This is a genomic window from Cohnella hashimotonis (assembly GCF_030014955.1).
GTDB classification, from domain to species: Bacteria; Bacillota; Bacilli; order Paenibacillales; family Paenibacillaceae; genus Cohnella; species Cohnella hashimotonis.
Genome location: NZ_JAGRPV010000001.1, coordinates 1,053,490 through 1,074,582 on the forward strand (window position 1 = coordinate 1,053,490; position 21,093 = coordinate 1,074,582).

The window sequence follows — 21,093 nt, forward strand, 5'->3', positions numbered from 1 at the left end:
AATGAGGTTCATTTTGTATACCTGATTTGGCATGGCGCGATGCCGTCCGATTACCAACAGTGGTCGTCAGTATCAGGAAAAATTGATAGCGAATTGCCGAAGAAATAGAATTCAGCGAGCCGCCTCCAATGCTTATGATGAATTTATCATCATCGCAAAGGAGGCGTCGCCATATGCGGACTGCGCGCCGGCAACGGCTTTATCCCCACAACCGTACGGCCTATTTGTTTTTGCTGCCATGGCTGATCGGTCTATTCTGCCTGACGCTCGGGCCGATGCTCGGCTCGCTGTATCTGTCGCTGACGAAGTACAATCTGCTCAGCGCGCCCGAGTGGATCGGCTTCGCCAATTTCAAAACCATTTTTACGGACGACTCGACCTTCACCGGATCGCTGAAGCTGACGTTCAAATACGTCATCCTGTCGGTCCCGCTGCGCCTGATCTTCGCGCTGTTCGTGGCCATGGCGCTGAACAAGGGAATCAAGGCGCTTGGCATCTACCGCACCGTCTACTACATTCCGTCCCTGCTCGGCGGCAGCGTCGCCATCTCGATCGTCTGGCGCCAGATCTTCGACACCGACGGTCTGATTAACGGCTTCCTCGGCTGGTTCGGCATCCACGGCCCCGCCTGGATCGCTCACCCCGATTATCTGATCTACCCGATCGTGTCGCTGTCGATCTGGCAGTTCGGCTCCGCGATGGTCATCTTCCTGGCGGGGCTCAAGCAGATACCGGCCGACCTGTACGAGGCCTCGCAGGTAGACGGCGCGGGCAAGGTCCGCCAGTTTTTCAAAATCTCGCTGCCGATGTTGACGCCCGTCATTTTTTTCAACCTGATCATGAGCATCATCAATTCTTTCCAGGCATTCACGCCGGCCTACGTCATCGGCGACGGACACGGGGGACCCCTCGACGCATCGATGTTCTATACGCTGTACCTGTACCTGAAGGGCTTTTCTTACTTCGATATGGGATATGCCAGCGCGTTGGCCTGGATCATGCTCGTCATCATCGCCGTCTTCACCGGCATCATCTTCGCCACGTCCCGGTTTTGGGTGTTCTACGGCGACGGCAAGGAAGGGAGGTAATCGGGCATGCTGACGTTTAGACGCTATTCCGGCAGCGGGCTGCGGCATCTGCTTATCATCGCGATCGGCCTCGCGATGCTCTACCCGGTGCTGTGGCTGCTCGCAAGCTCGTTCAAGCCGAATCAGGACATCTTCACGGATACCGGCCTCTGGCCGAGCACATGGACGCTGGACAACTACCGCAACGGGTGGAGAGGCTTCCAGGGCATCACGTTCGCCCGCTTCTTCGGCAACTCGGCGCTGGTGTCCGTGCTGGCCGTGCTTGGCAACATCATTACGTGCTCGTTCGCGGCCTATGCGTTCGCGCGGCTCGAGTTCCGGTTCAAAAAAATCTGGTTCGCCATGATGCTGGTAACGATCATGCTGCCGTACCACGTGACGCTCGTGCCGCAGTACATCATTTTCAGCGAGCTGCACTGGATCAACACGTACCTGCCGCTGTTTTTGCCGAAGTGGCTGGCGCACGATTCGTTTTTTATTCTTCTCATGGTCCAATTCATCCGCGGCATCCCGAAGGAGCTCGACGAGAGCGCGACGATCGACGGCTGCAGCCAGCAAAAGCTGTACTTCCGCATCATCATGCCGCTGCTGTTGCCCGCGCTCATTACGACCGCGATTTTCACCTTCATCTGGACGTGGGACGACTTTTTCAGCCAAATGATCTACCTGAGCGATATCAAGCTGTTCACCGTGCAGCTCGGCATCCGGGCGCTGTTCGATCCGTCGGGCACCTCGGACTGGGGGGCGCTGATGGCCATTTCCGTGCTGTCGCTCATACCGATCACGCTCATCTTCCTCGTCTTCCAGCGATACTTCCTGGACGGCATCGCGACGACGGGACTAAAGTGAACGAAGCGAGCCGCTGCGGGGCCGCCTGAAAAAATTGATAGCGAACAGCCGAAGGAATGACATTCAAGCGGCCGGCGAATCCAAGTAGGATGAGCATTGTAAACGCTTCTCATCTCAATAACGATTAGGGGAGAGCTCACGATGAAAAAAAGATGGCTTCCGATCGCAGTGACCGCCATGGCGGTCGCGCTCAGCGCATGCGGCAATTCCGGCGGCGCAGGTGCAGGAAATAACGCGGCAGGATCAAGCTCGCCGGCAGGCTCGAGCAATGCGGGCGGCGCCGGCGGAGACCAAAAGCAGGTCGAGCTTCGCATGATGTGGTGGGGCGACCAGAAGCGCGCCGACCTGACGAACAAGGCGATCGAGCTGTTCGAGCAGAAAAATCCGGGCATTACGATCACCGGCGAATTCGGGCCTTCGGACGGCTATTTCGACAAGCTGAACACCCAGCTCGCTTCCGGCACCGCGCCGGACATTTTCTTCCTGGGGGGCAACGTGGTCGATTACGCCAACAAAGGCGTTCTGCTCGATCTGGGATCGTACAAGGACAAGGAACTGAACCTGTCCGACATGGACACGACGATGGTGGAGTACGGCACGATCGGCGGCAAGCTGGTGCACATCTCCGCCGGCGCGAACGCCCGCGGCATCGTCATCAACAAGACGATGTTCGAGAAGGGCGGCGTCGAAGTGCCGCAGGACGGCTGGAACTGGGACGACTACTCCCGCATCAGCAAGGAAATTTCCGACAAGCTGGGCAAAGGCTACTACGGCACCTACAACTTCACGACAGACAGCCTGGACATTTACCTGAAGCAGAACGGCAAGCAGCTGTACGACATGGCGAACAACAAGCTGGGCTTCGAGGAGGCCGATCTGCTGCCGTGGTTCCAGTTCTGGGATAAAGCTTCCAAAGCCGGCGGCGTCGTGACGCCTGACCTGCAGGTGTCCAATCCGCCGACCGACGCCAGCAAGTCGCTGATCCTCACCGGCAAGGTCGCGATGACGCTGCTCCCGTCCAACATGCTGGCTTCGTTCCAAAGCACGACGAAGGACGAACTGACGATGGTGCAGGTGCCTCGCGGTCCGAAGGGAACGGGCGTCGTCTTCGAATCGAGCCAGGGCATCTCGGGCTACGGAAAGACGGAGCATCCGGCGGAAGTAGCCAAGTTCATGAACTTCTGGATCAACGATCCCGAGGCGGCGAAAATTCTCGGCAGCAACCGCGGCGTGCCGGTAACGGCTTCGAGCCGCGCGGCGCTGGAAGCGGACGCAACCGCGGCCGACAAGATCGTATACGACTTCACGAGCCGGGTCTCCGAGGCGAACAAGAAGGAACCGTTCGCGATCAGCTACAACCCCCCGGGCAACGCGGAGTTCATCAAGCTGTCGGACAACACGGTGCAGAAGATCGGCTTCGGTAAGGAAAGCGTAGAGAAGGCGGTCGCCGAGTTCTATAGCGGCACGGTCAAGATTTTCAACAGCAACAACGATTCCTAAATGGCGAAAACGCGTCAGGGTGGCGAGGACAGCGGCGCCCAACGTGACGCACGGTCCCCCGGGATCGCGGGAACGGCCTCGCCGCCGTCGCCGCTTCCCGGGGGATTTTATTCGGAGGAGAAAGGGGCGAAGCCGAGATGGTCATGCAAGCGAAGCAATTGCTCGACAAGCTAAGGAGACTGCGCCAGGGGACCGGCGACAAGCGGCAGCGCCTCATTCCCGATGCGCTGCGGCGCTCTGGCGTCGGGTTCGCGGCTTCGGACGGACGGCTCGAAGGCGTCTACTACCGGGCGATGCGCCAACTCATGGAATGCATCAAGCCGACGGGCGGCGGCGATCCGATCCTGCAGGAAGGCGGCATCTATTACGGCTGTTGGCTGGAAAGCACGGGAACGATCAATGCGGAGCTGCTCTCCCGTTTCCTGCCGGAGGTGTCGGAGGCGACCTACCTGTCGTTCGCGCGGCATCAGCGCGCGGACGGCTTGTTTCCCTACAAGGTGACGGACAACGGTCCGTCTTTCCGGCAGATCCAGCTCGTCACGCCGCTCGCCCGCAGCGTATGGAACCATTTCGCGCTTCATGGCGGAGATCCCGCGTTCTTGCGCGATATGTACGATGCCATGGTCCGTTATGACGGCTGGCTTGCCGCGAACCGCGACACGCGCGGGACCGGCTGCGTAGAGGCGTTCAGCGCCTTCGATACGGGGCACGATCTGTCGCCGCGCTTTTGGCATGCGCCGGATGCGCCTTACCAGGGCGACGCCTCTCGGTGGGATCCGGACTCGCCGGTGCTGCCTTTTCTCGCGCCCGACTTGACGGCCAACGTCTACTGCCAGCGGCTGTACTTGGCTCGCATCGCGGAGGCGCTAGGCGAATCGGGGGACGAATGGCGGGAGAAGGCAGGCGCGAGCTTGCAGAGCTTGTTCCGGGCGTGCTTCGACGAAGCCGATCACTTCTTCTACGATCGCGACCGGCATGGGCGGCTGGTGCGGGTGCAGTCCGATATCCTGCTCCGCGTGATGGCGTGCGAAGTCGGCGACCGGGCTTTCTTCGATGAAATGCTGAAGCGTTATCTGCTGAACACGAGGAAGTTTTTCGCCAAATATCCGTTCACCTCGATTGCGATGGACGACCCGCGGTTCGATCCCTTTTCCAATTACAACAGCTGGGCCGGACCGTCGAACTATCTCAGCCTGATCCGCGCGCCGCATGCATTCGAGCATCATGGCCGCCATGTGGAGCTGACCTGGGCAATGCAGCCGATTCTGTCGTCCTTCGCGCGCGCGCCGCGGTTCGGGCAGACGGTGAGCCCCTGGACAGGGGAGATCGGCTTCACCGAAGCCTATTCGCCTTCGATTCTGTGTATGCTCGACTACGTGGAACGGCTCTGCGGCATCCTGCCGACGCCCGAAGGCGAGCTCTGGTTCACGGGGCTGATGCCCGACGCCAGAGATCACGGGGAAGAGACGACGGGGGAAACGGCTTACAGCCGGACGGTGGACGGCGTCGTCTACGAATTGGTCAACACCCGCGAGGCTTCGCATGTATTCCGCGACGAGCGGCAGTGGATCACCTTCCCTTCGGGCATTCGCGCGATCACGGACCGTACGGGCCGGCTCACCGGGCTGCTCGGCATGAGCGCACGCGCGGTCACGGGCGAGCTGCAGTGGGACGGGCGTACCGTGCCCTTCAGCGTCCAGGGCAACGAGCTGCTCGCCTATGCGGACGAAAGCTTCGAACGCGTGCTCAATATCGGACTTGTGTATCCGACATACGAATAAGGAGGTGCGGTCTTGCTGAAATCCGTTTTGAAAAGCAAAGACATTCAGATTCGCGATCCGTTCGTGCTTCCCTTGGAGGAAGAGGGCAAGTACTATTTGTTCGGCAGCACCGACAAAAATATTTGGGGACCGGGAACCGGCTTTGACGCGTATGTCAGCGATGATCTTTCTAATTGGGAGGGGCCGCATCCGGTATTTCGTCCGCCGGCGGACTTCTTCGCCGAGGCGAACTTCTGGGCGCCGGAGGTGTACGCGTACGGGGGGCGCTATTATATGTTCGCCACGTTCCGGCGCAAGGACAACGACCGGCTCGGCACGGCGGTGCTCGCCGCGGATCTGCCGCTGGGTCCGTTTGAGCCGGTGAGCGCCGGGCCCGTTACGCCTGAAGCCTGGAGCTCGCTGGACGGCAGCCTGTTCGTCGACGACGCGGGAGCGCCATGGATGGTGTTCTGCCACGAGTGGCAGCAGATCGGTGACGGGGACATCTGCGCGGTTCGGCTGGCGCCTGACTTGTCGTGCGCGGCAGGCGAGCCGGTCACGCTGTTTCGCGCTTCGCAGGCGCCATGGACGACGCCGTACGAGTCGCCGCGCTATCCGGATGCAATTAACTACGTGACCGACGGCCCCTATTTGTTCCGCGGGGAAGAAGGCGTATTGTACATGCTCTGGGCGAGCTTCATCGACAACACGTACGCGCTCGGCGTCGCCAAGTCGGAAAGCGGCGGTCTCCTGGGCCCGTGGACGCATCAGCCGGAGGCGCTCTACCGCGACGACGGCGGGCATGGGATGGTATTCCGTCTGTTCGACGGCCGGCGGGCGCTGGCGATCCATGCGCCCAACCGGACGCCCGAAGAGCGGCCGCTGTTCCTTGAGATCGCCGAGCGGGACGGTCGAATGGTCATTGCGGGGCCGCTATTGGGATAGATCATCCATCCATATTTATTGTGCCTGAAGACGAGTGACGCTTTGGCTTGATGAGGGGGATCGCGGCGGACAATCCGTACAGAACGGCAGTCACGGCAAAGACGGCCTGAATCCCGAGGATGTCCGCCAGCCCGCTCAGCAGAACGACCGATATTCCGTAGGTCATATAAGCCAGTGTCCCGAAAGCGGAAAAGCTCTTGGGAAGCAAAGCCGGCGGGATGCAGGTCTGATAAGCCGTTTTTTGGATAATGCCTCGCAATTGATAGGCGGGACCGGCTAAAAAAGCATATAGCAGGCACAGCCAGCCGTTGTTGCTGTACGCGAATAGCAGCAGCAGCAGGCCGATCAGGAGCGAAGAGACGATCATGCTGGTCTGAAAGCTGTTTTTAATCCTGTCGGCGACCGCGTATACGGCGAGACCGCCCGCAATCGCGCCGCCTAACGATCCTGCGTTGATGTAGCCCCACCAGCTTTCGTTTTCCCTAAGAACCTCCTTGACGAATACTAAAATGATTGAACCTGCCCATACGCTCCCTCCAAGACCGGCGACGATCTCCATCAGCGTGATTTGTCTGACGAACGGATGACGAAAAATAGCCGCCCACCCTTCTTTGAGACTTTGCCAATAATCCTGCCTGACCTCCGCAAGAGGGGCTTGCTTCAGGCCGAACCTCCTGATCAGAGACAATGCAAGCGTTGAAAGGAAGAGGAGCGCGGCTACGCCCAGCAGCACTTGCGCACTCCCGTAGCGCGCCACCAGTATGCCGCCCGTCGTCCACCCGGTCATTAATATCGCTTGGTCCGAAGCGGCCAGCAAACTGTTGGCGTTAAGCATACGCGCAGGCTCGACCAACTGCGGCACGAGGGCATTGCGAACGGAGATGGCCCATCCATGCTGAACGGATACGCAAAAAACGGTTCCTAATATAAACGCGATTCCGCCATGAGCCGGCATCCCCCATACGGCTGCGCACAGCAGCAGCATACAGGCGGTCTGTCCGATCTCGAATACCCAGAGCAGCGCTGCGAGACGCCAGCGGTCCAGCAACAAGGGAGCCAAAATGCCGCTCAGGCCTTGTCCGATCACCCGTGCCAGCGGAAAGGCGCCCGCTGCCACAGCAGAGCCGGTCCGTTCGTAAATAAGCGTGACGACAGCAACGATATAAAAGGAATCGCCAAGATTGGCGAGCGATTGGCTCAGCCATAAAATGCGAAACGGAGCCCCGTTCATTTTAGAGACTGGCGGTGCCGTATCTGTCGAGCTTCAAGGAATCGGAGATACTGTCAAAGTCCAGTTTTTTAATGAATCCGTTCATTTCGTTTAAAATAATCCGGCCTTGTTCGCCCAGGTACTTCAGCTTGCCGTTCATCTCGGAGATGGTCAGCGCGAGCGGTTCTTTGAAGCTGGAGATTTTGTCGTAGTCGCTCAAGAGATGATAAAAATGCATGAGACCGATCGCGACGGCAGCGGAATGGAAGGAACGGTCGAGCGGTCTTTTTATTTTCAGAATGGTTGAAGTGACAAGGGCTTCTTCAGTGGCGATGATGGCGGTATCGGGAAAAATAGAGTTGACCATGTCGTCAAGGAACAGACTGTTGTGAATAAATTCGTGATACAGCGCTTCCGCATAATCGACGACATTCCATTTGGCAAGCGGGTTGAACCAGATCGCGCCGATCAAACTCGAGACGGACCCTCCGCCATACCCCGGTTTTCTGAAGCAGACGATGGTTCCGATCAGTTCATTCATGACATGATAAAGCTCGGGCTGCAGCAATTTAAGCAGGCCCAGCGCTTTGGCGATATTGTCGCTGATGATCCGCTGGTCCTCGTCTTCAAAAACATGCGCACTCGAAACGGTGTCTTCCCTGTCCAGCATCCCGTCTCGGATTAAGTGTTCGAGCAGGTTATGGTTATTAAAATCGATGAGTATCTCTTCCTTGCTAAACGGAATATTCGAGTGCTGCAGCGCATTCAAAGAAGCGAACAAACGCTCTTTTCGGGTAGAAGGCGCATCCCCGGGCAGACTGCCCTGCGAGATATCGATCAATCGATCGATGTTGGATAAAATATGGTCTCCGTTCAAAAAGCTGAAGTTACTTTTGGCGTTCGTACCGGACATGTTGGGTCCCTCCTTGGATTTGGATAGAACAGCACATGCGCTTGCGAGCATGTGCTGTTCTTGCTTAATCGGAGATCAGGCTCGACCTGAAGTCCCTGATCGACAGGGAGTATGCTCCTTGCTCGTGAATCTTCATCTGGAGCAATACGGGAGACGACATTTGCGCATCGGCTTCATGAATTTTCATTTTGAGCAGGGACGGCGAATGCATGGATGGCTCCAACTGATCCCGAAAATGGTTTCGCGCGTAATTGGCAATGTTGCCCTCCAGCTTCTTCGTTGCCGTTTCAATCATCTGAATTCCTCCTAAAATTTAGAATGGCCTTGCGATTAAAAGTATACTTAGAATGACTTGTAATTACAGTAATGTAATATTTATGATTATATTGGACTAGGAGACAGATTGTGTCGCGCGAGGATATTACGCTGTCTTGCAGAAAGCGGCTAAAAAGGCTTTTACATACCCAATGAAGTCCCAAATTAAACTGGTAAATAATTGAATGCGGAGCAGCCATGCGCTGTGAGCGGCAAAGGCTTTCCTTCTTTTTTCCTATACATCCATGGAACTGTTTTCCTACAGGTAAGGCATGTCCTGAGCATTCCGCATGATGGGAGTAAATTTCCGCGCCTCTTATAATGAATTGGAGGGAAAATCGACATGTTTCCCCAAAATTCAACATGGGAGGCGTTGGCATGAGCAACAAGGTTTGGGCGGCAAGGTTGATGCTCGCGACGATGCTGACGGCGTTCGTGCCGGAGATGGCTTCGGCGGCTTCGGTACAAGCGGGCGCGGTGGAGGTCGTATCAACGGTCAGCCTACGGGAGTCGCCAAGCACGAGCGGCAATTTGGTTAAGTACTTGAAGGCGGGGGAGTCGGTGACGCTGCTGCAGGTGGTTAACGATTATTGGCTGCAAGTGCGGGATGCCGACGGTAAGACCGGGTACGTATCGTCGAACGAGAAGTACGTTAAAACCTTAAGCGCGCCTGCCGCTCCGGCACGAACGGCGACCATTAAGGCAGCCGTGACTTTTCGAACGCAGCCTTCCACGGCGGGACACAAGATTCGCATGCTGAGGGCAGGAGAAACAGTGACCGTAACCGGAGAGCCGAACAGCTATTGGTTCGCGGTCCGGGATGCGGGAGGCGTTGTCGGTTACGTCAGCTCATCCAATGATTACATAAGCTTGAACGGCGCTGCACCGGCGCCAACGCCATCGCCGACGCCAACTCCGAAGCCGACACCGACACCGACCCCGAAGTCGACACCGACGCCGACGCCCACACCAACTCCGAAGCCGACACCGACACCGACGCCCACACCAACTCCGAAGCCGACGGCTACGCCCACGCCCGAGCCGACGAAAGCACCGGCACAAACGGCAACGATTCTGGCAGCGGTCAACTTTCGAACCCAGCCGTCAACTTCGGGGGATAAAATCCGCTTCCTGAAAGCCGGCGAAATCGTGGTCGTGACCGGCCAGCCTAACAGCTACTGGTACGCGGTTCAGGATGCGGCGGGCGTATCCGGATACGTGAGCGCTTCCGACGCGTATATCAGCCTGAACGGCGTGACGGCTACACCGACGCCAACAGCTACGCCGACTCCTTCCGATTCGGAGAAGGTCGAAGCGGTGATCGCAGCCGGGATGAAGTACCTTGGCACGCCATACGAGTACGGCTCCGACCGGGGCAACACCGACACGTTCGATTGCTCGGACTTCGTCCGGCAGGCGTTCAAGGACGGGCTGGGGCTCGTGCTGCCGGCGGACTCGCGTACGCAGGCCGCTTACGTGAAGAACAACGCGAACGGCGTGACGACCGACTGGCACCAGCTGAAACGCGGGGATATCATGTTTTTTATGAGCTATAAAGGCTCCAAAGCTTCGCTCTACGAGGACAAGCAGCCGTTCGGCGAGACGGTCACCCATACGGGCATTTATCTCGGCGACGGCCAGGTGCTGCAGACGTACTCCATCGCATCGGGCGGCGTGCGCATCGACAGCATCGAAGGCAAGCACTGGGAATACCGCTTCCTGTTCGGCGGCAGCGCGCTATAGTGTTCAATAAAAAACGGCCTAACGTCCAGTAGACGTCAGGCCGTTTTTCATGCATTTCAAATGGTCATTCCGCCGCGGGCGCGACGTCCTCCAGCAGCAAGGACAGCACCGCTTCCGAGCACTTGGCGGGGTTGTACTCCGCGTTGCGCAGCGCAAGGAGGTTGCCTCTGTGCTGGTCGGAAGCGTAAGGCTCCTGAATCAGGCGAAACCAGCGGTCGATCGTATCCGTTGCCGTCAGCGGTTCGCCGAAGCCGTGGGTCACGAAGTATTCCAGGTTTTCTTCCTCCTGGCCCGGGATCGGTTCGTAGAACAGCATCGGGATGCCCTTGGCCATCCCTTCGGTGCAGGTCATGCCGCCCGGCTTCGTGACGAGCAGGTCCGAGACGTCCATCAGCTTGGACACTTCCTTTGTGAAGCCGAGCACCTTGATGTTCGGGTGCTGGAAGCGCGGCTCCGCCATCAGCTTTTCCCTGGCTTTGTCGTTGCTGCCCATGCATATGATGAGCTGCACTTTATCGGCGAACGAGGTCATATACTCGACCATCTGCTCTTCGGCCATCAGCCCCCAGCCGCCGCCCATGACCAGCACCGTCGGCATATCCGACAGCTTGAACTGGGACAGAATCTCGGCGCGGTCGTGCGGATGCCAGAAGTTCGGGTGCACCGGAATGCCGGTGACCACCACCTGCGACGGCGCCACGCCCTGCGAGATCAGCCGGCTGCGCACGGTCGGAGAGCTGACAAGGTAGGCGGTCACCTCGGGATTGGTCCAGGTGGCATGCGCGTCATAGTCTGTAATCAATGTATAGAGCGGCACGTCGAGACCGAGTCGCTTGAGCCGGCTGACGACCGCGTTTGGAAATGGATGCGTGCATACGATCATATCGGGCTTCAGTTGCCGTACGACATCCGAAACATGATTGTAGAACAGTCGATGCAATGCGAAGCGGGTCAGTCTGTTAAGCGATTTGTGATAGTGGCCGCGATACAGCTTGCCGACCAGCTTGGGCTGCTTGCTGACGGTCTTGCGGTAGGCGGACAGGATGAGCGGTCCGATGACGGGGTTCAGGAACGTCCCCAGCTCGATGACCCTCGTCTGCACGCGGGGCGACAATTGTCTGAGCCCTACGGATAGAGCGTAAGCCGCCTGCGTATGTCCGGTGCCGAAGCCTTCGGAGAGCAGTAGAATTCGTTTTTTGCGCATCGGAAGAGATCCCCCACTTTACCTACTACCATATTACGCGAAATGGAAGCTCCCGTACAAGTCCGTCGGATAACGTTTACAGCAATTACGTCTATCAGACAAAAATAGACATCGCCTGCCATGCATTTCGGAGGCTTCTCCTGTACAATGGTGGCAATAAGATTACGGGAGGCTGCGCGAGATGCTTGACGTCGGACAAATCGTGAAGGCGGAACACAAGACGGGACAATATATAGGAAAGGTTGCGAGCGTAGACGAGCGCAGGGTGCTGGTGGAGATCATGGCGGTGCTGCGGCATCCGCAGCAGGGTGACCTGCACAGCGCCTACGACCCGGACGCGGCGTTGTTTCATGAGCGGAGGGCATCGGCTGAGCGGGAAAAGGTGTGGATCATGCTGCGGGACGCCGTCCCTTACGCCGGCGAGGTGCCGCCTTACCGGGAATCGCTCGCTGCCGCATGGGAGGCCGAGATTCGCAGGATCGACCGTATGCGGCGCTGGTCGGAGCAGTGTCTTCAGTGCCTGGATACGCTCGGAACGGATTATGGCTTGAAGGACAAATCATAATTGAACAGGGAAGCTGCAATGCGGGATTGAATCTTAGCGACTGATGTGATAATGTATTCTACAGAACGAAATGACTGAATCGGTAATTTAGTCAGTTGTTTATTAAAAGTAAAGGGGGGAGCGCGCAATGGAGACGATGATCGACCGCAAACCTACGGATCGGCGCAAGCAAGTGCTTGAGGCGGCTTCGCGTTCGTTTGCCGCATTCGGCTACAAGGCGACGACGATGGACCAGGTCGCGAAGGCAGCCGGGGTGGGCAAGGGGACGATCTATACCTTTTTCGCCAACAAAGAAGAGCTGTTCGAGCAGATCGTGAAGGATCTGATCGCCGAGCTGAAGGCGGTAGCCGAACGGACGCTCGATCCCGCGCTCCCCTTTTCGGATAATCTGCTTGGCATCCTCCAGCAGGTGCTGGCCTATCGCGACAGGCATGGATTGGTCGTCAAGCTCTCTCAAGAGGTCAAGGAATTCGGCACGCCAATGGCGAAGGGCGGCCTGGAGGCCGTGGAGCGCTCGATCGTCGACTATATCGCCGGCCATGTGAGCGATGCAATCGCCAAAGGCGAGGTAAGGCGTTCGGATCCGGCACTCACGGCGTACATGATGCTGAAGATGTATCTGGCCCTGACCGCAGAGGGCGACCATCTGCACGAGCCGCTGGATGCGGAGCAGGTGCTTGCCCATTTTCGTTTTTACTGCCTGGAAGGCTTGGCGGTCGTTTGATCGCTTCTTTTTTTGTTTAACAGTGACCAAATGAGAAAAACAGTCATTTTGTAAATAGTATGATCATTAGATCGGGAGAGATGCTGCGTGGGAAAATTTAAAGCGGCTGGCGGCGTCGTCGCCGGCGAATTCAAGAGGCTGACGGGCAGCAAGATGGCCATGATCTCGATTTTGGGCCTTGCGTTGATCCCGCTCATGTACAGCGGCATGCTGATCGGCGCGTTCTGGGACCCCTACGGCAAGCTGGATCGTATGCCGGTTGCCGTCGTTAACGAGGACAAGGGCGCATCGCTTAACGGGCAAAAGCTGGCTGCGGGCAGCGACCTGGTCGAAGAGCTGAAGAAAAACGCGGAGTTCAAATGGGTGTTTACGGATGAAAAGGACGCGATGGACGGACTCGCCGATCATCGCTACTCGCTGGCGTTCGTCGTGCCGGAGGACTTCTCGGCGAAAACCGCGACGCTGCAAGATGATGCCCCGCAGCAGGCGAACGTTCAATATTACGTCGACGACGGTTGGAACTACCTGACGAGCCGGATCGGCGAATCGGCGGCGGAAAAGCTCAAGGCCGACGTCGGCCGCGAGGTGACGAAGGCTTATGCCAAGGCGACGCTCGAGTCGGTAGGCCAAGCGGCGAGCGGCTTCGGCGACGCGGCCGACGGCGCGCAGAAGCTCGCGGACGGCGCCAAGGACGCGGCGGGCGGCGCGAAGACGCTGCACGATAATCTGGCGAAGCTGGCCGACGGCTCAATCAAGCTGCAGCAAGGGGTCGGCAAGCTGTCCGGCGGCGCGGCGAGCCTGAAGAGCGGCGCGGGTACGCTGGCGGGCGGCGCGGCTGAATTGGACGGCGGCCTCAAGCAGCTGGCATCGGCGCAAGGCAAGCTGGCTACGGGTGCCGCGCAGGCGGATTCGGCCGCCGGCAAGCTGGCTGCGGGCGCGGGCGGACTCGCCGCAAGCGCCGACAAGCTGGCGGCCGGAGCAGGCCAGGTGGAGCAGGGCGCAGCCCAGGTCGCCGACGGCGCGGGTCAGCTCGCCGAAGGGCTGAAGCAGTACGCGGCGGCGCATCCCGACGACGAGATGCTGCAGCAGCTTGTCGCCGCCTCGCAGCGCGTGGCGGACGGCGCGACGAAGACGCAGCAGGGGGCGGCGACAGCCGCGGCGGGCGCCGAGCGGTTGTCGGCCGGTCAGCGGCAGCTGGCCGACGGGGCGAATCAGCTGCATGCGGGCACGGCCTCGCTTAGCAAGGGGCTCGGGCAGTTCGGCGCGAGGCTCGGCGAAGCCGAATCCGGCGCGGCGCGCCTGACCGATGGCGCCCGCAAGTTGTCCGCGGGCGCGGGCACGCTCGCGAACGGTATCGAGAGCGCCGGTTCGGGCGTCGGCACGGTGAAGAGCGGTGCGACGCAGCTGGCCGACGGTTCGGCGTCGCTCGAGGACGGGCTGCACAAGCTCGAGTCGGGCTCGAGCGAGCTGGGCGCCAAGCTGCAGGATGCGTCCGCCGAAGCTGGCAGCGTAAAGAGCGGAGACGATCAGGCGGCGATGTTCGCCGATCCGATCGCCGTCTCCGAGCACAAGCTGACGGATGTGCCGAACTATGGCACGGGCATGGCGCCGTACTTCCTGGCGCTGGGGCTCTACGTGGGCGTGCTCATGTCCACCGTCATTTTGCCGCTGCGCGACGCTGCGGGCAAGGTAAAGAACGGCTGGACCTGGTATGCGTCCAAGCTGCTGCTGTTCGCGCCGGTCGTGCTGCTGCAGGTAGCGCTGGCGGATACGGTGCTGATTTACGGCATCGGGCTGAAGGTGCCCGATGTCGCCGCCTTCTACGGCATCAGCGCAGTCATCGCCTTGACTTATATGACGATCGTGCAATTTCTCGTCACGCTGGCGGATACGGTGGGGCGCTTCGTCGCCGTCGTCCTGCTCACTTTGCAGCTGGCTGCCAGCGAGGGCACGTATCCGAAGGAGCTGTTGCCGCAATGGCTGCAGGCGATCGGCGAATGGATGCCGATGACGCATGCGATCGAGGCGCTGCGTCTCGCGCTCTCAGGCCGATCGGCGTCGCTGATCGGCGAGCAGCTGCTCGATCTGGCTGCTTTCGCGGCGGTATTCGTTGCGCTGACGCTCGGTTTGTTCGCGCTTCGCAGCCGCAAGATCCGGCCGGCGCAGGCCCAGCCTGGCACGCTGCAGGCCTAGTGCCAGAGTTTGTCGGACGTTATGCAGGTCGAAAAACCTGCATATGTGCATGTATTTTCCATCGTCGAGCGACATTAAACAAAATGCCTGCATATATACATGTAAAATCGATGTAAAAGCCGAAATAGGGGCTGATGAAGGAGAAGTAACTGCTTTTCTGCATCTATTTTGTTTATAAGAGCCGATGTCGGTGAAAAGGATGTATATTCGGCTAGGCCCCCTAAAACTGGAGTCATACCCTACAATGATTCCAATTTCATAGCGCAGCTCGTTATTTCAAGCGATTACACCGATCTGTAAAAGGCTGAAGCATCGTCCAATGTCTTAACCCACGCTGCGAACGCTGTTGGAGCCATGTTTTTTAGGCTGCCGTGCATCTTACGGTTGTTATAAAAATCCATGAATTGGTCGAGCGCTTCATAAGCTTCCTCCAGCGTCATGAATGTACGATTGCTAAACAAACAACGCTCAAGGATGCTGTGGAAAGACTCGATGTAGGCATTCATATTCGGTGTCCGCGGCGGAATCCGTTCATGGACCATCTCCCAGCACTCGCACATGTCTTGAAACAGCTTGCTGACGAACTGGGGGCCGTTGTCCGTGCGGATGATAGGCAGTGCTTCACCCGGCTGAAGGCGCTGCTGCAGCGCGATCCCCAGGGTCTGCACCGCGTGCTTGGCCTCGCAAACAGGGCCGCGGTATTGCCCTACGACGACGCGGTCGAACACGTCGATGATGCTGAGTACGAAAAAGAAACGCTCCTGACCCAAGGCATAGCCATATTTGATATCCATTTGCCAAAGTTGATTCGATGCGGTGATGGTGTGATTTCTCGGCAATCGCCGAGGATGCGTCTGTAGGCGTTGCCGCTTTTTTTGAAGAATGCCGAGTGCCTTGCACATGCGATAAGCCTTTTTCTTGTTCAGCTTCACCCCGTACTGCTTGCGAATACAGCGCGCTAACAGCTTATAGCCATAGACGTGCTCTTCGCCCTCCAGCAGTAGCAACAGCCATTCCTGGATTTGCTCGTCGCAGACTTTCTCGCCCGATTCGTTGTAGGCGTATCCGGGCACAGGGCGTCCCCTGCGGACCGGCTCGACGCGTTCTGCGTCAGGCTGAGCGGCACGCTTACGCCGCTCATAATAGGTGGACTCATTCAACTCGAGAATGCGCAGAACCCGTGCTACAGGCTCCCCCCGTTTAATAAATGGTTCTGCTACTTCGAATTTTTCGGATAAACGGGGGTTGTTTTTTTTAGCAGTTCACGCAGAATTTCAATTTCGAGTTCTTTTTCACCAAGCGCTTTAACCGCTCTGTCATACCGCTGCTCGACTTCCTGCAACCGCTGGATTTCTTGCAAATGCTCGTCTGCCGAGGGAATGTCCTCCGGTGGAATAAAGTCACGATGCTCGCGTATCCACAAACGAATGGTTTCGGGGTGAATGTCGTACATGCGAGCAAGCACCCCCACCTTAACCCCAGCCAATGCTTCCTTAACAATTCTAAGCCGTGTTTCTTCCTTTAACCTTTTTCCCATCCCGCTCATCTCCCTTATCCCTAGTTTAAATCATTGTAGGGGGGGACTCCAATTCGATTAGGGGGCCTAGGAGTATTTGCAGGTATTTTAACGTAAAAGCAACGCGGGCGGCGAATGAGCGAGTCGACGAAGAAATGCACAAAGCGGGCGACGGATGCACAAAGCGGGTAACGAATGCACACCGCGTGCCACGAAAGCACAATGCAGGCGGAGAAGGAACGCAAAGCGGGCCACGAATGCACAATGCCGGCTGCGAAGGATCAATGCGGGCAACGAATACACAACGCGGGTCACGAAAACACAACGCCGGCGGCGAAGGATCAATGCGGGCAACGGATGCACAATGCGGGCAACGGATGCACAAAGCGGGCAACGGATGCACAAAGCGGACCACGAAAGCACAACGCCGGCGGCGAATGCGCAATTCGGCGGCGAATGCAACGCGGTCGGTGCCTCAATTGCCCAACCTGTCGGAACGGCTGTCCGCTGCGCCGTCGACAGGCTTTCGTCACGATTCAAGTTTCTCCTATCCGCCAAATCCAAACGGACCGTCAGGGTGCTCTTCCCTGACGGTTTCGTATTAGTTGGCCATGAGCAACATTATTTATTTTCCGATTAGGCTCGATTTTTGAGACTTATGTCCCGATTTTCGGCGTATTTATTCATTTCCGCGGCGCGCAAGCCGTTAATGATGATAAGACTGTCCATTTCGCCAATACCGGGAATTCAAGATTAGGAGGCACAAACACAAGATGATGATGACCCAAAGACCGCCGCAACGCCGGATCGGAAGACTGGGACGGCTGACGGCGGCGCTTCTGGCCGCGCTATTGTTTTCGGGAGTGCTGGGCACCACGGGGGCTGTCAAGGCTGCTACGACGATTACGTCCGTCAAGCTGGACGAGCTGAGCGACAACGAGAAAACGATATATGTAGACGACGGATCGCTGGTCCTGCTGCTGTGGGCGACGACCACGGACAGCTCGACCGGCGGCAGTGCGACGAGCAACGTGACGAACGACGCGACATGGGTATCCTCCAATTCGGCCGTTTCCGTCTCCAAGGGCATCGTGACCGCCACGGGCGAAGCGAACAATGTCGTCATCACCGGTAAATATCAAGGATATTCGGCGAGCGTGACGCTGAACGCCAAGTATCATTACTCCGAGCTGAAGCTTCGGACAAAAGGGTCCTCCACCGACGCTGCGGACAAGCTGGACGTCAAGGTGGGAGACGAGATCTCGCTTCAAGCTTACGGCGTCAACGGCAGCGCGCTGGACGATCTGACCGACAAAGCGACGTGGACCTCTTCGGACGCGTCCGTCGCCGGCGTCAGCGCAGGCAAGCTTACGATCAACGTTGCCGGGAAGACGACGATAACGGCCAAGTACCAGGGCCGTACGGATACGGTCGACTTGACTGTGGCGTCGCCTTATAAGTCAATGTCGATTACCGATGCCGAAGGCGCTAAGGGACCTTTCGAAATGCAGGTCGGCGAAGCTGCCAAAGCGCTTGTCGGGAAGGCGCTCAGCGCTTCCGGACCGACGGAATCGGTAACCGGCAAGGCCACATGGAAAAGCAGCAACGAAGCCGTGGCGACCGTGGACGAAAACGGCACGCTTACGCCGGTGGCCGCGGGTACTGCTACGATTACCGCGACCTACCTGGGCGTTACGGCTACCGCCACGGTCGCTGTACGTACGCCGTTCGAGGCCATTCTCTTTACGCCAAGCGCGGCGCAGCATCTCGCGCTGTCCGGCGCGCCGGTGACGATTACGGCGAAGACGGTTAACGGTGCGACTACGGTTACGTCGCTTGACGGCGCGCAGTGGGAATCCACCAACCTGAACGTCATCTCCGTCAGCGGCACAGGCGCTACGGCGACCATCACCCCGCGAGGCAAGGGCACGGCAACTGTCAAGCTGACGTACAAAAGCGTTGTCAAAGAGCTTTCCGTGACGGTCTATCCGACGGTCAGCAAGATCGAGATCGCCAAGGACAAGCTCGAAGTATACGTAGACGATACCGGCGATCTGCCGCAGGTCAAGGGAACTTCGCTGGACGAGAGCTCTGCCGACGTCACCAAGCTGGCCAAGTGGACCAGTTCGGACAGCTCGGTCGTCAGCATCGGGGACGACGGCAAGTGGACCGCATTGAAGTCTGGCAAGGTGACGTTGACCGCAACGGTGACATCGGGCTCCACCAGCACGGACACGATCGAAGTAACGGTGAGCAAGAAGCTGCTTACGCTGCTGCCGGAGCAAGACAACGTCAGCTTGATTATCGGCCAAACGGTATCGCTGCCGAAGGTAACCGCCGTATATGAAGACGGCGACGAGGCCGACATCAGCGCGGATATCGTCTGGAAGTCCGCCTCCACGAGCGTGCTCGTCAAGGACGCGACCCTGAAGGGACTGCTGGCGGTCAAGACGACGCTGACCGGCACATACCTGAACAAGACGGTGAAGGTAACGGCTACCGTCGAGGAAGAGTATGTGAGCTACGCGATCGAGCCGGCCGCCGTGTCGCTCACGCTGAACAAGTCGCAGAGCATCAAGGTGACCGGCAAGACCAAGTCCGGCAAGCTCATCAACCTGAGTTCCCGCATGGTCTGGACGTCCGAAGACGAGACGATCGCTACGGTGAAGGGCGGCTCGGCGAAGTCGCTGCTCGCAGAAGGGTCGACCAAGCTAACGGCCGCGTACCAGGGCAAGGCTTTGTCCGTGCCGATAACCGTAAAGGCTAAGCTGACCAAGCTGACCGTTTCGGATACGTCGCTGGATCTGGCTGCCGGCGCGACCGACTCGATCAAGGTGACGGCGGTCTACGAAAACGGAAGAACGCTGGACGTCACCGCCTACTCCGCCTGGACCGCTGCATCCACCAAGGTCGCCAAGGTGACCGGCGGCGTCGTGACGGGCGTCGGTAAAGGCAGCGTGACCATCAAGGCCGCTTATGGCGGAAAAACGGTTAACGTACGCGTTAAAGTGAAATAAAGCGTCGGTTATTGTAAAGGCCGCCTCGCGTCCGAATGGATGCAAGGCGGCCTTCGATGTGCGATAAACTTTCAAGCTTGAATAGTTATATGCCAAGAATGCCATCCTTCATGGTATAGGATTTACAGCTGTCGGGTCTTCGTCAGGAATTAATGAATGCCGTATGCAGCTTGGCCTGGTAGACCACCTGATAGTCGAGGCCCTGGGTGATCGCGGCGAGCGGCACGTACGTTTTGCTTTCTTTGCCGACCGTCTGCAGGTAGGCGGGCACGTTCAGCGCCTGTTTGACGCCGCCTACGACGATCGTCTTCGCGCCGATGGTGAGCTTCACCTCGCGGCCGTTTTGCTTGAAAGTGGCGGTCTTGTTCTTGTTGTCCCACTGCAGCTCGGCACCGGTCGCGGCGGCGATGTCGCTCAACGCGAGAAAAGTGGTGTTGCTCTTGAGCTGAGGCTTGTTCTGCGTCTTGAGCAGCTTGCCTTTGATGTAGACGGTGGGCGCCGGATCCGCCGCCTTGTCCGAAGGGGCGACCTCCGTATATTCCGGCCAGACGGGTGCTGCGAACGCCCGTGCGATCGACTCGTAGCCGGCCTGGGTCGGATGAATGTCCGTTACGCCGAAAATCGGGCTGAAGTGCGTATACTGGACTTCCTTGCCCTGGAACGCGGCGCCGATATGTACGATGTCGACAGCGACGCCTTCGGCCGCAAGCGAAGTCTTGAGCTCGTCGAGCTTGGCGCTCAGCTTGGCGATCGAGGCGTTAAGCTGGGCATATAAGGCGTCGCCGACGATCTTGGACACGGGCGAGTATTGATCGGCGACTTCAATGCGCGCCTGGGGCGCCAGGCTGCGAAGCGTTCGGAGATTCGCTTGCAATTGCTCTGCATAATTATTCAATTTTTCGTCGAACGTCTTCTCGAAGGAAGCCGTGGCGTCGGCGTCGGTCTTGCCGACCAAGTCGCGGACGAGAGCGGCGAAATCGTTGCCGCCGATCGTAAGCGTCACCAGATCGGCATCGGCCAGACTGTCCCGAAGCGCCGGAGCGCTGGCGGCTACCGCGTCCGCTTGCGCCTTGGCGGCAGGATCGTAAGCAGAGTAGTCCTGCAGCTGGTCCGCCGTCAGCTTCCGGCCTTGGGCGGCGCCGGCGAGCAGCTGGGTCAAGCCCGCGCTTTGCAAGCCGAGCGCGCCGTAATTGGCAAGCTCAGCGCGTCCGTGAAGGAGCGCGTTCACATATAACCTGTCTGCATAACCATAGATATCCGTGGCGCGGGTCACGCCGGGCTCGTAGCCTAGCGAAACAGAGTCCCCGAGCGATACGATCTTGAATGCTTCGTGCGCGGGCGCTGACAGCTCGGGCTGCTCTCCCGCGGCATAAGCGGCAGCAGGCACCGCGCCTAAGGCGAGGGCGACGAGCAGCGCGCCGGAACGGCGTCTTGCTTGGTTCGACATTGCGTTCTCCTCTCGAAGGCGGGCTGCGGGATCAGCCAAACATTGATTATCGCCTTCATAAAAATATTAAATTGCCTTTGCCGACGCTGTAATGTTAAAATAGC

The 21,093-nt window shown here is 58.5% G+C and carries 17 protein-coding genes; 10 read left to right on the forward strand and 7 right to left on the reverse strand.

Features of this window, described 5'->3' with window-relative positions; all coding sequences use genetic code 11:
* Positions 1 to 173: 173 nt before the first annotated feature.
* The 5 genes from KB449_RS04100 to KB449_RS04120 all read left to right on the forward strand — a co-directional run bounded on the left by KB449_RS04100 (position 174) and on the right by KB449_RS04120 (position 6,142).
* Positions 174 to 1,088, forward strand: a complete 915-nt coding sequence (locus KB449_RS04100; RefSeq protein ID WP_282907152.1) for a carbohydrate ABC transporter permease — start codon at positions 174 to 176, stop codon at positions 1,086 to 1,088.
* A gap of 6 nt (positions 1,089 to 1,094) precedes the next feature.
* Positions 1,095 to 1,937 carry a carbohydrate ABC transporter permease gene (locus KB449_RS04105; RefSeq protein ID WP_282907153.1) on the forward strand — a complete coding sequence of 281 codons (843 nt, stop codon included), beginning with the start codon at positions 1,095 to 1,097 and terminating at the stop codon, positions 1,935 to 1,937.
* A gap of 141 nt (positions 1,938 to 2,078) precedes the next feature.
* Positions 2,079 to 3,437: an ABC transporter substrate-binding protein gene (locus tag KB449_RS04110; protein ID WP_282907154.1), complete on the forward strand. Its 1,359-nt coding sequence runs from the start codon at positions 2,079 to 2,081 to the stop codon at positions 3,435 to 3,437.
* A 137-nt stretch (positions 3,438 to 3,574) separates the two neighbouring features.
* A complete protein-coding gene (locus tag KB449_RS04115) occupies positions 3,575 to 5,218 on the forward strand; it encodes an MGH1-like glycoside hydrolase domain-containing protein (protein WP_434082483.1) in 1,644 nt (547 codons plus the stop codon).
* Between the two features lie 12 nt (positions 5,219 to 5,230).
* Positions 5,231 to 6,142: a glycoside hydrolase family 43 protein gene (locus KB449_RS04120; protein WP_282907155.1), complete on the forward strand. Its 912-nt coding sequence runs from the start codon at positions 5,231 to 5,233 to the stop codon at positions 6,140 to 6,142.
* A 1-nt stretch (position 6,143) separates the two neighbouring features.
* On the opposite strand, the gene KB449_RS04125 is transcribed toward KB449_RS04120, so the two are convergent.
* From KB449_RS04125 to KB449_RS04135, 3 genes are all read right to left on the reverse strand, one after another.
* Complete coding sequence (locus KB449_RS04125; protein ID WP_282907156.1) at positions 6,144 to 7,373, reverse strand: MFS transporter; 1,230 nt, start codon at positions 7,371 to 7,373, stop codon at positions 6,144 to 6,146.
* Between the two features lies 1 nt (position 7,374).
* Positions 7,375 to 8,265: an aKG-HExxH-type peptide beta-hydroxylase gene (locus KB449_RS04130; RefSeq protein ID WP_282907157.1), complete on the reverse strand. Its 891-nt coding sequence runs from the start codon at positions 8,263 to 8,265 to the stop codon at positions 7,375 to 7,377.
* Between the two features lie 64 nt (positions 8,266 to 8,329).
* The gene (locus tag KB449_RS04135) at positions 8,330 to 8,560 is read right to left on the reverse strand and encodes a hypothetical protein (protein WP_282907158.1); all 231 of its coding nucleotides are present in this window, start codon (positions 8,558 to 8,560) and stop codon (positions 8,330 to 8,332) included.
* A 398-nt stretch (positions 8,561 to 8,958) separates the two neighbouring features.
* On the opposite strand from KB449_RS04135, the gene KB449_RS04140 reads away from it, so the two are divergent.
* The gene (locus KB449_RS04140) at positions 8,959 to 10,323 is read left to right on the forward strand and encodes an SH3 domain-containing C40 family peptidase (RefSeq protein ID WP_282907159.1); all 1,365 of its coding nucleotides are present in this window, start codon (positions 8,959 to 8,961) and stop codon (positions 10,321 to 10,323) included.
* Positions 10,324 to 10,387: 64 nt separating this feature from the next.
* Here the strand turns inward: KB449_RS04140 and KB449_RS04145 are convergent, their stop codons facing one another.
* Complete coding sequence (locus KB449_RS04145) at positions 10,388 to 11,527, reverse strand: MGDG synthase family glycosyltransferase (protein ID WP_282907160.1); 1,140 nt, start codon at positions 11,525 to 11,527, stop codon at positions 10,388 to 10,390.
* A 181-nt stretch (positions 11,528 to 11,708) separates the two neighbouring features.
* On the opposite strand from KB449_RS04145, the gene kapB reads away from it, so the two are divergent.
* The 3 genes from kapB (at position 11,709) to KB449_RS04160 (ending at position 15,009) form a co-directional block, all read left to right on the forward strand.
* Positions 11,709 to 12,092 (forward strand): sporulation phosphorelay system protein KapB, encoded by a 384-nt coding sequence (gene kapB, locus KB449_RS04150; RefSeq protein WP_282907161.1) that lies wholly within the window; start codon positions 11,709 to 11,711, stop codon positions 12,090 to 12,092.
* A gap of 127 nt (positions 12,093 to 12,219) precedes the next feature.
* A complete protein-coding gene (locus KB449_RS04155) occupies positions 12,220 to 12,816 on the forward strand; it encodes a TetR/AcrR family transcriptional regulator (protein ID WP_282907162.1) in 597 nt (198 codons plus the stop codon).
* An 87-nt stretch (positions 12,817 to 12,903) separates the two neighbouring features.
* Positions 12,904 to 15,009 carry a YhgE/Pip domain-containing protein gene (locus KB449_RS04160; protein ID WP_282907163.1) on the forward strand — a complete coding sequence of 702 codons (2,106 nt, stop codon included), beginning with the start codon at positions 12,904 to 12,906 and terminating at the stop codon, positions 15,007 to 15,009.
* 284 nt (positions 15,010 to 15,293) lie between these two features.
* Here KB449_RS04160 and KB449_RS04165 read toward each other — a convergent pair whose 3' ends face one another.
* Positions 15,294 to 16,214, reverse strand: coding sequence for an IS3 family transposase (locus tag KB449_RS04165; protein WP_282912734.1), 921 nt, complete (start codon positions 16,212 to 16,214; stop codon positions 15,294 to 15,296).
* An 11-nt stretch (positions 16,215 to 16,225) separates the two neighbouring features.
* On the reverse strand, positions 16,226 to 16,546 hold the full coding sequence (locus tag KB449_RS04170; RefSeq protein WP_282906615.1) for a transposase: 321 nt from the start codon (positions 16,544 to 16,546) through the stop codon (positions 16,226 to 16,228).
* A gap of 752 nt (positions 16,547 to 17,298) precedes the next feature.
* Here KB449_RS04170 and KB449_RS04175 point away from each other — a divergent pair.
* Positions 17,299 to 19,542 (forward strand): Ig-like domain-containing protein, encoded by a 2,244-nt coding sequence (locus tag KB449_RS04175; RefSeq protein WP_282907164.1) that lies wholly within the window; start codon positions 17,299 to 17,301, stop codon positions 19,540 to 19,542.
* A gap of 142 nt (positions 19,543 to 19,684) precedes the next feature.
* Here the strand turns inward: KB449_RS04175 and KB449_RS04180 are convergent, their stop codons facing one another.
* Positions 19,685 to 20,989: an SGNH/GDSL hydrolase family protein gene (locus tag KB449_RS04180; protein WP_282907165.1), complete on the reverse strand. Its 1,305-nt coding sequence runs from the start codon at positions 20,987 to 20,989 to the stop codon at positions 19,685 to 19,687.
* Between the last annotated feature and the right edge of the window lie 104 nt (positions 20,990 to 21,093).

Excerpts from the sequence above, each read along its gene's own strand:
- KB449_RS04100 (WP_282907152.1), top strand. The coding sequence starts at position 174 with ATGCGGACTGCGCGCCGGCAACGGCTTTATCCCCACAACCGTACGGCC.
- KB449_RS04105 (WP_282907153.1), top strand. The coding sequence starts at position 1,095 with ATGCTGACGTTTAGACGCTATTCCGGCAGCGGGCTGCGGCATCTGCTT.
- KB449_RS04110 (WP_282907154.1), top strand. The coding sequence starts at position 2,079 with ATGAAAAAAAGATGGCTTCCGATCGCAGTGACCGCCATGGCGGTCGCG.
- KB449_RS04115 (WP_434082483.1), top strand. The coding sequence starts at position 3,575 with ATGGTCATGCAAGCGAAGCAATTGCTCGACAAGCTAAGGAGACTGCGC.
- KB449_RS04125 (WP_282907156.1), bottom strand. The coding sequence starts at position 7,373 with ATGAACGGGGCTCCGTTTCGCATTTTATGGCTGAGCCAATCGCTCGCC.
- KB449_RS04130 (WP_282907157.1), bottom strand. The coding sequence starts at position 8,265 with ATGTCCGGTACGAACGCCAAAAGTAACTTCAGCTTTTTGAACGGAGAC.
- KB449_RS04135 (WP_282907158.1), bottom strand. The coding sequence starts at position 8,560 with ATGATTGAAACGGCAACGAAGAAGCTGGAGGGCAACATTGCCAATTAC.
- KB449_RS04140 (WP_282907159.1), top strand. The coding sequence starts at position 8,959 with ATGAGCAACAAGGTTTGGGCGGCAAGGTTGATGCTCGCGACGATGCTG.
- KB449_RS04145 (WP_282907160.1), bottom strand. The coding sequence starts at position 11,527 with ATGCGCAAAAAACGAATTCTACTGCTCTCCGAAGGCTTCGGCACCGGA.
- kapB (WP_282907161.1), top strand. The coding sequence starts at position 11,709 with ATGCTTGACGTCGGACAAATCGTGAAGGCGGAACACAAGACGGGACAA.
- KB449_RS04155 (WP_282907162.1), top strand. The coding sequence starts at position 12,220 with ATGGAGACGATGATCGACCGCAAACCTACGGATCGGCGCAAGCAAGTG.
- KB449_RS04170 (WP_282906615.1), bottom strand. The coding sequence starts at position 16,546 with ATGGGAAAAAGGTTAAAGGAAGAAACACGGCTTAGAATTGTTAAGGAA.
- KB449_RS04175 (WP_282907164.1), top strand. The coding sequence starts at position 17,299 with ATGATGATGACCCAAAGACCGCCGCAACGCCGGATCGGAAGACTGGGA.
- KB449_RS04180 (WP_282907165.1), bottom strand. The coding sequence starts at position 20,989 with ATGTCGAACCAAGCAAGACGCCGTTCCGGCGCGCTGCTCGTCGCCCTC.